Origin of the sequence: Priestia abyssalis, assembly GCF_002019595.1 — a bacterium.
Classification (GTDB): Bacteria; Bacillota; Bacilli; order Bacillales; family Bacillaceae_H; genus Bacillus_BA; species Bacillus_BA abyssalis.
On record NZ_KV917369.1, the window covers coordinates 4,709,251 to 4,722,182 of the forward strand.

At 40.1% G+C, this 12,932-nt stretch carries 11 protein-coding genes; 2 read left to right on the top strand and 9 right to left on the bottom strand.

Translation table 11 applies throughout. The features are described 5' to 3' along the window. Window positions 1–35: 35 nt before the first annotated feature. The 6 genes from hrcA to gpr all read right to left on the bottom strand — a co-directional run bounded on the left by hrcA (window position 36) and on the right by gpr (window position 7,274). Window positions 36–1,067, bottom strand: a complete 1,032-nt coding sequence (gene hrcA, locus BK575_RS22555) for a heat-inducible transcriptional repressor HrcA (RefSeq protein WP_078413827.1) — start codon at window positions 1,065–1,067, stop codon at window positions 36–38. Window positions 1,068–1,151: 84 nt separating this feature from the next. Further along, window positions 1,152–2,291 carry a radical SAM family heme chaperone HemW gene (hemW, locus tag BK575_RS22560; RefSeq protein WP_078413828.1) on the bottom strand — a complete coding sequence of 380 codons (1,140 nt, stop codon included), beginning with the start codon at window positions 2,289–2,291 and terminating at the stop codon, window positions 1,152–1,154. 160 nt (window positions 2,292–2,451) lie between these two features. Further along, entirely contained in the window at window positions 2,452–4,290 is a 1,839-nt protein-coding gene (gene lepA / locus BK575_RS22565; RefSeq protein WP_139368092.1) for a translation elongation factor 4, read from the bottom strand. A gap of 145 nt (window positions 4,291–4,435) precedes the next feature. Beyond that, the gene (locus BK575_RS22570) at window positions 4,436–4,756 is read right to left on the bottom strand and encodes a YqxA family protein (RefSeq protein WP_078413830.1); all 321 of its coding nucleotides are present in this window, start codon (window positions 4,754–4,756) and stop codon (window positions 4,436–4,438) included. A gap of 77 nt (window positions 4,757–4,833) precedes the next feature. Continuing rightward, complete coding sequence (spoIIP, locus tag BK575_RS22575; protein WP_078413831.1) at window positions 4,834–6,030, bottom strand: stage II sporulation protein P; 1,197 nt, start codon at window positions 6,028–6,030, stop codon at window positions 4,834–4,836. Window positions 6,031–6,155: 125 nt separating this feature from the next. Then, on the bottom strand, window positions 6,156–7,274 hold the full coding sequence (gpr, locus tag BK575_RS22580; protein ID WP_078413832.1) for a GPR endopeptidase: 1,119 nt from the start codon (window positions 7,272–7,274) through the stop codon (window positions 6,156–6,158). A gap of 397 nt (window positions 7,275–7,671) precedes the next feature. Between gpr and rpsT the strand changes: the two genes are divergently transcribed. Further along, window positions 7,672–7,938 (top strand): 30S ribosomal protein S20, encoded by a 267-nt coding sequence (gene rpsT / locus BK575_RS22585; RefSeq protein ID WP_078413833.1) that lies wholly within the window; start codon window positions 7,672–7,674, stop codon window positions 7,936–7,938. 62 nt (window positions 7,939–8,000) lie between these two features. Here the strand turns inward: rpsT and holA are convergent, their stop codons facing one another. Further along, window positions 8,001–9,026, bottom strand: coding sequence for a DNA polymerase III subunit delta (gene holA / locus BK575_RS22590; RefSeq protein WP_078413834.1), 1,026 nt, complete (start codon window positions 9,024–9,026; stop codon window positions 8,001–8,003). A gap of 511 nt (window positions 9,027–9,537) precedes the next feature. On the opposite strand from holA, the gene BK575_RS22595 reads away from it, so the two are divergent. Further along, on the top strand, window positions 9,538–9,672 hold the full coding sequence (locus BK575_RS22595) for a YqzM family protein (RefSeq protein ID WP_028394961.1): 135 nt from the start codon (window positions 9,538–9,540) through the stop codon (window positions 9,670–9,672). Window positions 9,673–9,868: 196 nt separating this feature from the next. On the opposite strand, the gene BK575_RS22600 is transcribed toward BK575_RS22595, so the two are convergent. Both BK575_RS22600 and BK575_RS22605 read right to left on the bottom strand, forming a co-directional pair. Next, complete coding sequence (locus BK575_RS22600) at window positions 9,869–12,175, bottom strand: DNA internalization-related competence protein ComEC/Rec2 (RefSeq protein WP_078413835.1); 2,307 nt, start codon at window positions 12,173–12,175, stop codon at window positions 9,869–9,871. 102 nt (window positions 12,176–12,277) lie between these two features. Then, entirely contained in the window at window positions 12,278–12,709 is a 432-nt protein-coding gene (locus BK575_RS22605) for a deoxycytidylate deaminase (RefSeq protein ID WP_078413836.1), read from the bottom strand. Window positions 12,710–12,932 lie beyond the last annotated feature (223 nt).

Here is a 12,932-nt window from a genome sequence, read left to right on the forward strand (position 1 = left end):
TATCCACTTCTGCCCGTTAACCAATATAACCTCACCTATTTATTTTGATACAACCTTGTTAAGGCATTTGATAAATCGGATGAAATAAGCTGAAGCAAACTAATGATACGGGAATATGGCATCCGGGTCGGTCCTAAAATCGCCACCGTTCCAAGCTGCTCATCTCCAATTGTATAGCTTGCAGTAATTAAGCTGCAATTTTCCATTTCACTTACTTCATTTTCCCGTCCGATTTTCACATCAATCCCGACTTTATTTCCACGCAATAACTGATACAATTGCTTCTCTTGCTCCATCATCCTTAAAAGAGATTGGATTTTTCCTACATCATGGAACTCAGGGTGGCTCAACATATTTGTTTTTCCACCGATAAATGCCTTTTCATCGGTTTTCAACTGCAATGCATTTTGCATCATTAAGAAAAGATGCTCATAATTGGTAATATGCGTTCTAAGCAGCATTGCCACTTCTTTATACATCTTATCCTTCAATTCCGTGATGGGGACACCTGCCAGGCGTTCATTTAAAATGGTGACCATTTTTTCAATATCAGACGGATTAACAGAAGAAGGCAGCGTCAATGTTTTGCTTTCTACATGTCCTGTATCTGTCACGATAATAGCCACGGCAGTTTCAGATGATAAAGGAATCATCTGGATTTGCTTTAATTTATGATTCACCACTCTCGGTCCTAATACAATCGATGTTAAGTTTGTCATTTCCGACAAAATTTGCGCAGATTTCTGAACAATGGCTTCCAATTCTACAATATGTTCAGCAAACACCGATTTAATTTTAGTCGTATCAGAAACAGTCAGCAATTGCGGTGATAATAAATGATCCACATAATAACGATAGCCTTTCTCTGAAGGAACTCGACCTGAGGAACTATGTGTCTTTTCAATAAACCCCAATTCTTCCAGGTCTGCCATTTCATTTCGAATGGTAGCAGAGCTGAAATTGATTTCTTGTTTTTTAGATAAGGTTCTTGATCCGACAGGTTGTGCAGATCGAATAAAATCATCAACAACGACTTGTAAAATCAATAATTGTCGATCTGTAAGCACATGTCATCACCTCTGTTAGCACTCATCTATCGCGAGTGCTAAATCTATTAATAAATTACCAAATCACTTTGGCAATGTCAACGATTAGATTACACCAATAAAGGCCTGAAATACTTCATTCCCGAGAAATCTTCCTTGGCGCGTTAAATAAAAGCATTCCTCGTTTTCTGTCAGTAAACCCTTTTCCATTTGTTCATGCACTTGTTCACCAAACACATTCTTTAGTTCTACGCTGTATTTTTGTTTGAAAGTCCGTTTAGAAACACCTTCCTTTTTGCGAAGTCCTAAAAACATCTCTTCTTCCATCATTTCCGTTTTCGTGACTTCATGCTCTTCCATGTAAGCAAACCCGTTTTGTGAGACGGTGTCAATGTATTTATTGATAGGTCCGATATTGGCTCTTCTTACCCCTTGAACATACCCGTGAGCTCCCGCTCCAATTCCGTAATATTCTTCATTGTTCCAATACGTCAAGTTATGCCTGCTTTCAAAACCATCCTTTGCAAAGTTGCTGATTTCATACTGTTTGAAACCGTGTTTCTCCATTTGCATCATCAATTCATCATACATTTTTGCTTCTATTTCCTGAGGGGGAACATTCAATTTCCCTCTTCTCATCAAATTATAAAAAACTGTTTTCGGTTCGATGATTAAAGAATAAGCTGACATATGGTCAATATCCAGCTCAAACGCTTGTTGTAAGGTATCGGAAAAATCTTCCATTGTTTGTCCTGGTAAACTGTACATCAAGTCAAGACTGAGGTTTTGAAACCCCATTTCTCTTGCTCTCTGGATGGTTTTGACCGCTTCATTCTTCGTGTGAACACGCCCGATACCCTTTAAGAGTTCATCGTTGAATGTTTGTACTCCAATGCTTAAACGATTAACCCCATATTCTTTTAATAGCTGAAGTTTTTTCTCTGTCAGTTCATTTGGATTGGCCTCGAATGTAAATTCTCCATTTTCTTCTAACGAAAGGTGGTTACAGGTCATTTCCAGAAACTTATCTAACTGTGATTCCGTCAGTGCCGTCGGAGTGCCCCCTCCTACAAAAATACTTTTCAATCTATTCTGCCCATGTTTTTCAACCGTGTTTTTCATTTCTTGTTCCATTGCATTTAAATAGTCATCAACAGGCTGATTATCAAAAAATACCTTATTGAAATCACAGTAATGGCAAATATGATGACAAAACGGAATATGCAAATATGCGGCTTGTACCATTTACCTCACACCTTTTTTTCGATTTATTTAGAAAAGCTTAGAACTCCTGAATATTTCCCAAGTACTGTTTTTTTACTGCCTTGAAGGATTTCACTCGAAACATCAATGGACAAGGGCGGCTTGAAGGAGGAGAATCTCCCCCTTCAAGCCGCCCTTAGGATTACTTTTTACTATTGCTGTCGTCCATTTTTAGAACCGCCATAAATGCCTCTTGAGGCACCTCGACTGATCCGACCTGTTTCATACGTTTCTTACCTTCTTTTTGTTTTTCAAGAAGCTTACGTTTACGGGAAATGTCCCCTCCGTAACATTTTGCCAATACGTTTTTACGCATTGCCTTAATCGTTGAACGCGCCACGATTTTTTGGCCGATCGCTGCTTGAATCGGAACTTCGAATTGTTGACGCGGAATAAGATCTTTCAATTTTTCCACAATTACTTTACCGCGTTCATAAGCCGAATCGCGATGGACAATGAACGAAAGCGCATCGACTTGCTCAGCGTTCAATAAAATATCCATCTTCACTAATTTTGATGTTTTATATCCAATCAGCTCATAGTCAAAAGAAGCATAGCCTTTTGTGCTTGATTTTAGCTGATCAAAGAAATCATATACAATTTCCGATAAAGGAATTTCATAGATAATGCTGACGCGATTTTCATCCAAATATTGCATTGTGATGAAGTTTCCGCGTTTCTTTTGACACAATTCCATGACGGTCCCTACATAATCGTTCGGAACCATAATCGTTGCTTTCACATACGGTTCTTCAATATGATCAATTTTTTGCGGATCTGGCATATTAGATGGGTTATCGACCGCAATCTTCTCTCCATCCGTTAAAAAGACATCATAAATTACACTTGGAGCCGTCGTAATCAAGTCAATATTGAATTCACGTTCAATACGTTCTTGAATGATTTCCATATGCAATAGACCTAAAAATCCACAACGGAATCCAAAACCTAAGGCTTGTGACGTTTCTGGTTCAAATTGTAAAGCTGAATCATTTAATTCCAGCTTCTCCAACGCTTCACGTAAATCATTGTATTTGGCTGTATCGATTGGATATAAGCCGCAGAATACCATCGGATTCAATTTACGGTAACCTGGAAGCGGCTCTGCCGCTCCATTTTTTGCATGCGTAATGGTATCCCCGACGCGTGTATCGCCGACATTTTTAATGGCTGCTGTCAAGAATCCTACATCTCCGACTGTCAATTCATCTCTTAGAGTCGTCTTTGGTGTGAATACACCGACTTCCGTTACTTCAAATTCTTTTCCAGTAGCCATCATTTTAATTTTATCGCCTACTTTAACCGTACCTTCTACAACGCGAATGTAGGCTACAACCCCACGATAAGCATCATATAAAGAGTCAAAGATTAACGCTTTTAGCGGACCTTCCGGGTCTCCACTTGGAGCTGGTACTTTTTCAACGATTTGTTCTAGAATCTCTTCAATACCGATTCCCGCTTTTGCAGAAGCAAGCACCGCTTCTGATGCGTCAAGCCCAATGACATCTTCCACTTCTTGCCGCACACGCTCCGGGTCTGCGCTCGGCAAGTCAATTTTATTGATGACGGGTAAAATTTCCAAATCATTATCCAGTGCTAAATATACGTTCGCCAATGTTTGAGCTTCAATTCCTTGTGCTGCATCTACAACAAGAATTGCTCCTTCACAGGCAGCAAGGCTTCGAGACACTTCATATGTAAAGTCGACGTGTCCCGGTGTATCTATTAAATGAAAAATATAATCATTTCCGTCCTTCGCTTTATAATTAAGCTGAACAGCATTTAATTTAATCGTAATTCCCCGTTCACGCTCTAAATCCATGGAATCCAAAAGCTGGGCTTTCATTTCACGTTGCGTCAACGCATTCGTTTTTTCTAAAATACGATCTGCCAGTGTCGATTTTCCATGATCGATATGGGCGATAATCGAGAAGTTACGAATTTTAGATCGTCTTTCTAATCTTGATTCTTTATTCATCACATATTTCACTCCTACTAAAACTCAACAAGCATATACACTAGGGTAAATTATATCATTACCATACAACCAATGTCATTAGAAAATGACATTGGCTCTTTCGTCGCCCTTTTCGATTGTGCTAAAGCCTGATGTCCATTCTTCATCGCTATTGGCCAACTGCCTTGTTGATGGCGGAATGAATCATATCTGCAAACCTTCTTCCAAATGAAGAAAAAAAGTTAAAGGCCTTATGTTCTTCCAACTTTTGCTGCTTTTCCTGTAAATCTGTCGTTCTCACTCTTGAACCCAGCACAGACGCTTCTACTTCCCCTTCTTTCGTTTTGGAAACCGTAAAGGCACTTGAAAAATCGGGATCCTTATACCCCTTCATCTTAATCATCCCGTCATTTGCCAACTGCATGCCCAGCAATACTCCAAACAATAATATCGTCGTCAACATGAAGGTTTTCATCATGAACTTAACCATCTTGTACTCCTTTAACGAGACGCTTCTTACTAATCAGTATGGACGTTTCTTCATGAAAACATTACCTGTTAAAACAATTATTGTTTAGATTCCACTGTTCCATTTACTTTTTCCGCTTCCCAATAATATTCGCTAAAGATGTCCGCGACCGCTTCAGCCGTCCGGTTCAATTCCTCAAAGGAGTTATCGACTCCCCCAAATTCAAACAAGATTGCCTTTTGTGACAAATCTTGATTGAACTTACCGTTCGTCCCTTTTCCTCTTTTCGTAAATACCCCTCTGCTCAAGCCCGGGTACTTTTTATTGATCAAACTATGAAGATCTTTCGCCAATTTCTCATTTCGTTCGTAGTCTGCATTTTCCCCTCCGATGACAAAAGCAATTTTTGCATAGTCTTTCCCGTTTATAGCAACCGTCGTCGCTTCTCTCCGGTTTGCATCGCGATGAAGATCAAATAAATACTGCAAATCACGATTAGAAGCAAGAGCGGATTGAACGACCTCCCGGGAAGCGGCATAAGATTTCGAAAAGTTCCAGCCTTTTTGCTTTAACTTCTGAGTCATATCCTCCACATTTACTTGTGATCCAATTCCTCGTTCTGTCAGTTCCTCCGCCAACTTTTTCCCGACCATCGTGACGTTAACTTTCGAGTGATAGGCGGCATCAGGATCGGTCACCCCTTTTAAATGGGGTAAATATGATTCACTGCTATGACTATGATAAATAAAGACGACATTTTTACCATTTGTCGATAAAGCTGGTGGTTGGACTGGCCCCTTTTCTCCAGCAGGCTTGTCCAACTCTAAATTTTGAATGCTTGCTTCTCTCTCTGCCATCAATACTTCTAAAGGAGGTGCCGATTCATATGGAATGGTCGTATAATCCAACCCTTCTTCCGCCACAATGATTTCACTGTCAAAATGATAAAAGCCTGGAAGTTCATTTCCAAGCAGACTTCTCGGATCATCCAAATTGACCCGTGTTGCAAATTGAAATAGCTCATTGAAATATCCCGGCGAAGGAATATCCGGTGAGAGCGCCTGTTTGAAGTAATGATTTTCATACGAAAATAAATGTACAAATGAAGAAATGGATAACTCGTCCGTTACTTCCCCCAAGGAAGAGGAAGAAATTCGATATTGAGGCTTTAGGGATGTGAGCATCCCGACCATTACAAATAGCATGACTAACCCTAGTACGAATACAATAATCAATTTACGGATGATAGCTCCGTTTACTGAGACAATTACTTCACCCGGCCGCCCGAATTTCATGTTCTCACCCTTTCAAAGCTTCTCTGTACCATGTATATGTACAAGCCTTGTTGAATAGAACCCATGAAAAACGAAACAAAAGCGGCATGGGTTACCTGCCGCTTCGGTTATGTGAATGAATCTATTTAGTGAGTGTATGCTCCTATGTTGTCTTGATCGACTTCATGATGCAAAGCAGCATTCAACCCGCTTGCTACCACATTGGCCATATCCTCAATAAACATATCCACTTCTTTTGGTGTGACCATTAAATTGTGCCCCAAAGGAGAGAGAACTTCATGAATAAGGCGTCGCTTTTCCTCATCCGGCAATGTTCCAATTAATCCAAGGTAGGTTTGACGCTGCTCAACTTCTGGTAAATCCTCGTCTGTCAGCGTCTTTTTCTCGCCAAATATCATACTCGACGGCACAAGAGCTTTAGACGGCTTGCCTTGTTCTTTCATCTCGCGGCCAAAGTGCTTCAAGATGAAATCAATTGTATCACTCGTGATGGAAACTGCGTCTACTACTGTCGGTATTCCAAGCGCGATAACAGGAATTCCTAAAGTTTCATAACTAATTTCTTTGCGCTTGTTTCCCACACCTGACCCTGGATGGATACCTGTATCCGAAATTTGGATGGTGGCATTTACCCGTTCAAGGGAGCGGGCTGCAAGGGCATCGATTGCAATGACAAAATCAGGTTTTGTCTTTTGGACCACTCCAAAAATGATGTCACTTGTTTCAATTCCTGTTAGTCCCATGACACCCGGAGCGATAGCACTGACTGGACGAAAACCGTCTTGGACATCTTGAGGATCCAATTCAAATAAATGTCTTGTGATTAATAAATTCTCAACGGCCATTGGCCCAAGAGCATCTGGTGTTACATTCCAGTTCCCTAAACCGACCACAAGACAGCTTGCTTGGTCAGAAATACCCAGTTGTTTAATAAAATGGTGAAGCTCTTTTGCCAGCACTTCTTCCATCGTTTGTTGCATATCCGTATCCTGCTGGCGAATTCCCTGGGCTTCAAGAGTCAAATATTGTCCTTTCTTCTTATTAATCGTTTGGGCCCCCTGCTCGGTAATCTCCACAGAGGTTACTTTAATGCCCTGTACATTTCTCTCCTTCACAATGACTCCTTCAATATGGGCGCGCTGCTGTGTCTTTTTCTTCTCATTTTCCTGAATCGTCATTTCATGGGCTTCGACTGCTAAATCTGTACGAACACTGTATCGACTTAAATCTAAATTTTGTTCCACAATCCTTCCTCCCAGTCTAATATGTATTATCCTTAATGTGTGCTGCAATCCGCTCTTATTCCCATAGAAATATTTACTAATATTTCTGCAGTAGCTATTTTTTCACTTTCCTCGTACAATGATTAAGTACGGAAAAACAACAGCTGTTGAAAAGGTATTTGTATTCTCACCTATTCATCACCTGTTCATGCATCCTATCCATATATGTTTGTATAAAATGCATGTTCAAAAAAAGAGTCCAAGTTTTTCCCGGACTTTTTGGACATCCTTCAAAAAATCATCTCGATATTCTATTGCATTCTTTTTATTGGTTTGATAGAATATCATGTGTTCTAACTGTAAAAAATGTCGAGTTTAACATAATCTCGATTTTTAGCAATTTCGGGAGGTGAAATAGATGCCAAACATTAAATCTGCGATTAAACGCGTAAAAACTAGCGACGCTCGTCGTGCACAAAACGCTCAAGTTAAATCTACAATGCGTACTGCAATCAAAAAGGTTGAAGCATTAGTAGCAAACAACGATATCGAGAACGCAAAAGCTGCTTTCTTAGTAGCTTCTGAAAAATTAGACAAAGCTGCTCGTAAAGGTCTTATCCACAAAAACGTTGCTGCTCGTCAAAAATCTCGTTTAGCTAAACAAGTTAACGGATTATCAGCATAATAAAAAACGCTTCTCCATCTGGAGAAGCGTTTTTTATTATGCTGACTTTCTTTTATCCCGTATTACCGGCCTTCCTTTACAGTTCTCATGAAAAAAAGTTCCAATATGAGCGACTTATCCATTTTTCCCATTTTCATTTCGTAATCCGCTTCTGCAAGCTCCTTCATAATAGTCTGCAACTGATTTTCGCTAAATAGTTTACTTTGCTGTAAAGCAAGCTTAATACGAAACGGGTGAACCTTCAAAGAGTGTGCAATTTGCTGTTGACCATATCCTTGATTTCCCAAGAGTTTCGAATGGTAAATCAAGCGAAACTGAGTAGCCAATAACGATAATATCTTAATAGGCTCTTCATTATTTTGCAATAAATCCCGATACAGGTGCATGGCCTTCATAGAGTCTTGCTTCACTACGGCATCGACAAGCGAGAATACATTCTGCTCCAGTGATCTTGCCACCAACAGCGAAACGACTTCTTCCGTAATCGTTTGCCCTTCCCCTGTATATAATACAAGTTTTTGCAATTCATTTAAAACCACCGTCAAATTAAGACCAGTCAGCTGTAAAAACAGCTGCTTTGCCCCTTCTGTCATCGTTACAGACGATGCTTTTAACTCATTGTCAATCCATGTTCGGATGTCTTCTTCTCCCAATTCATTCATTTCAATGCATTCTGCGCTCTTTTTCAATAACTTCGTAATTTTCTTTCGTTCATCCAGCTTTGAATAAGGCACAACGATGATCATCACTGTAAAGGGGGAAGGCTCCTCAATGTATTGCTGCAACTTTTCTACATTATGTACTACTTTTTCCTTTGACTTTTCAGACGTCAAGAACACCGCATTATTTAAAACAACGACACGCCTTTCTCCAAAGAAAGGCAATGTTTCTGCATCTTCAACCCCTTGCTCCACAGGAACTTCTTCCAAATCGTAAGTCGATAAATTGAAACTTTGCTCTTCTTCATTCAATGCTGCATCAATAATTTTTTTTCTCATTTCTTTTACTAAAAATGCATTTGTTCCGTATAGTAAATAAATAGGTGATAACTGATCTTTTTTCACTTTTTTCCAACTATGTAATACCAAGGGTTTGCCTCTCCCATTCCTTCTTTTTTCTTCATTTACCATCGTACAAAGATTAAGACCTTTTTACAAGTTGTCCTCTAAGAAAAGCGGAGAAAGCTCGTTTATGCTCATAGGGAACTGGCAGCCTCAAACGCGACGTCCTGCACTTCGGAAGCGTCGACGTTTGAACATCCTGTTCTTCAAGTTACCGTAGAGCATAGCTTGCGCAGCTAGACAATAAGAAGTCCCGCTTAGCTCCTGGAACTGAACACGAATGTGAAAAGTTTCATACTTTTTGATGCATAAGCAAAGGGAATTGCAAACGAAAAAGCAATTCCCTGATCTATGATAAACACTGCCAAAAGAAGCCCTAGGATACTTTTTTGTCAGTGAGTGTCCCTTTCTAGTTATTATGGACAGCAGACCTTGAACTATTTGTGACAACTCTTGTCAGCAAAGGAAAACGGTTTCTTGCATATGGATTTTTTCATATTTTTGCCTTATACTAAAGAATGAAATAGGAGGGGTAGCTGTGAATCAGTTTGAGAAAAATGTCCAAAGTACACGAAACGATGCAGTCGACTCAGGTGTAGGATTTGTCGTTTCATTCGGATTTTTCGCAACAATGTTTATCATTGCAACTATCGTACAATTAGTCGCATCTTGATATCCAAAATGATATCGATCCGCCTGCTCCCAGTAGGCAGAAAGTGGCTGTCCCATAAGTTCTAAACAGGCCACGAAATGATTTTTTACTGAGAGGATTCGTCACTCGATTCCCATGACAGGACCTTTCAGGAGGATGAGTCAAAAGGTGTGTTTTTCAACCTTTTGACTCATCCTCTTTTTATATTTGTTATATGTTATGGAATTTGCTGATGGAAGGTTCCTTTGTTTTGACGAAATCTAAAATAAACCGCTCCATCCTCATCCGTACGAAAAAGAAGGATCTTCCTTTTCTCAAATTCTTCGATAACAGAAGAGTGAGGATGTTGATAACGATTATGCTTCCCTACCGAAATGATGGCTGCTTTTGGCTTGATATGATCTAAAAACAAAGAAGAACTGGAGGTTTTACTTCCATGATGACCTACTTTTAAGATATCTGCTCTCAGAGCCGGGAAATCCTTCACAAGCTGTTCCTCTCCGCTAAGCTCCAAATCACCTGTAAACAGCCACGTCAGTCCTCCAAGCTTTGTATAGAGGACAAGCGACTGGTCATTTTTTGATTTTTCATTTCCTGTTGGAGATAATACGTAAAAAGAAAAATTTCCCTCCCTCCACATATCCCCCTTTTCTGCAAGTATCACGTCTATACCTTGAGATCGGGATTTCTCAACCAAATTTTTTTCTAATTCAGCTAACGAATCCTTTTTTCCTATCACGAGTTCTTGAACCTTTACATTGTTTAAGATGGTTTCAGCAGCGCCAGCATGGTCGTAATCTCCATGTGTAATAAACAATTTATCGATTTGGCGAATTCCCCGTGCATAAAAAAATGGAAGCAGCACATCTTTTCCGACTTCAAATGAATGGCGTTTTTCCTGCCAAGGTTCTTTTTCAAACGACACCTTGCCACCCGTGTCCACTAAATACACACCTTTTCGATAAGGAAGTTCAATTAAAATGCTGTCTCCTTGTCCCACATCAATGACTGTCACACGTCCCTCTGCGCTCATATCAAATTGGTAATATTGGAACAGCATTAACAGAACGAGGCAGCTTCCAGCCCATACACGGTGCTTCCCATTGCTTTCCCATGCCGCAAACAACCAGAGCATTCCTATATATAAACTTATAGTAACCAAAAGAGAAGGCTGTCCAAAAATTAATCGAGTGTAAGGAAACGTTACGGCAAAAGCAACTAGACGATCGCTTACATCCAGCAGCATATTTAATATAAAGGAAAGCGTCTCTCCTAAGAAGGGAACGATCATGAGCAAACATAAAATACATAAACATGCCGGAAGAATAACCATAGAAAAAAGGGGAATGAACAATAAATTTAGAGGGAGGCTTAAGAGCGATATTTGGTAAAAGTGATATAAAATCAATGGTAAAGAGCTTAACTGGGAAACAATACTCGCTGCCAGCAATTGATGCCAAAAAGACGCAGAGGTGTTCTCGATAAGACGATGGGACATGATAAGGAAAAAGCTTACGACAAATGAAAGCTGGAATCCTATATGGTATATATAGTACGGATCCGCCGCCAACATTAGAAGAAACGTAAGGCTGATTGCATCATGAGGCGTCATCGCCGTTTTCATGAACAGCACCATTAAAACCAACACTGTCATCATAACGGCCCTTATTACAGACGGGGCAGCCCCGGCTATAATCGCATAAAACGGAAGAATAAGCAGTAAGAATGCAGTGGCCCTTTCTCGGGTTACCCCTAATCGAATCAACACGTAAAAAATCATTCCTGCTAAAAAACCAACATGCAAACCCGATATAGCCAGTAAATGAATCACACCGCCTTCTTGATAATGTTGCAGTGTCTCTTCGCTTATATATTTTCTCTCGCCGTAAATGAGGGCCTGCATCATCCCCGCTGCTGGTTGATCGACATGTTCACCGATAAAACGGAGTCCCTTGTCTCTCCACCGAGAAAAAGCATCCTTTATTCTGACATCTTCACGGCATTGTTCAACAGATATATCGGAAGCCTGCAATATCCAATGAATCCGTTGCTGATACAAATAATGTTCATAGTTAAATACCCCTGCATTCCTCTCTGTTTCCGGTTTGACCAGTTCACCGTTCAACCGACAAGAGAGACCTGCTTTTAACTGCTGAAGTTCATTCTTTTTCTCTTTTGAAACAGTAGTATATCTTACAATAACCGTTTCTTTAGAAAGTCGGAACTTAAAAGAAAGAGTTTGCCCATTAATATCCGGGACAGTGGAAATGCGACCTTGAAAAAAAGTGGTGGAAGGAGAAAGCGAGGTTTGATTCTGTTGTTCATTGATAATGTAATGGAAGGATAATAAAGCGGTAGCTGTAAAGCTAACATAAAAGATAAGATGAGAAAAAGAACGATACATCCAAACAAAATAAACAGCAGGAAGCATCCATAAAATCGGCTCCTTTACAGCTAAACATAAAAATAATACCAGTACTGATACGGCAGTATATACCCAATACCCCTTCATGCCCTCTATCATTCACATGTGTAAAACACCTCCATTGGTGATTAAACCTTTACTTCTTCTTAAAGAAACCATAAAGAAAGCTTCCATCCGTGGGAGTCCCTCTCCCACAGATGGTTATACCTTTTCTTTTTTATTACTAGGCAGATGAATCACGTCAATATCTTTTAAGAAATATTGATTCCATTCATTTGGATAGGCATTCCGATAGACGATTTTTTTAATGCCTGATTGGGCCAGCGTTTTGGAGCACTTTTCGCATGATTCATGTGTAATATATGCCGTCGCCCCTTTTAACAAGTGCCTATCAGCATGCAGGACCGCGTTTTCTTCGGCATGAAGACAACGAATGCAACGTCCATTCTGATCCTTTAAGCAGCCAATATCATGGCAATGGTCATGGCCATGTATCGACCCGTTATAGCCAGTCGATACAATGTGTTTGTCTTTTACAATGACACAGCCCACATGTAACCGTTGACAAGTCGAACGGGTTGCCACTACTTCTGCAATTTCCAAAAAATATTCATCCCAACTTTTTCTCGTCACTTCATTTTCCCCTCCTAAAGAAATTCCAATTTCCTATGGGACTAAGCAGGCTCGCTTTGCTTTTCTTTTTGTCTAGCTGCGGCTCCTAGCTCAGCACGGAAACAGATGATGGCTCTCATAAGGCAAAAAACGCCTTATGGATCAATCCCTATTTTCTTAGGCTCACAGGATGTGAGTCATGCCGACGTTGCCACAGGACGTGGCGACCTTAGTCGGCCTTCCT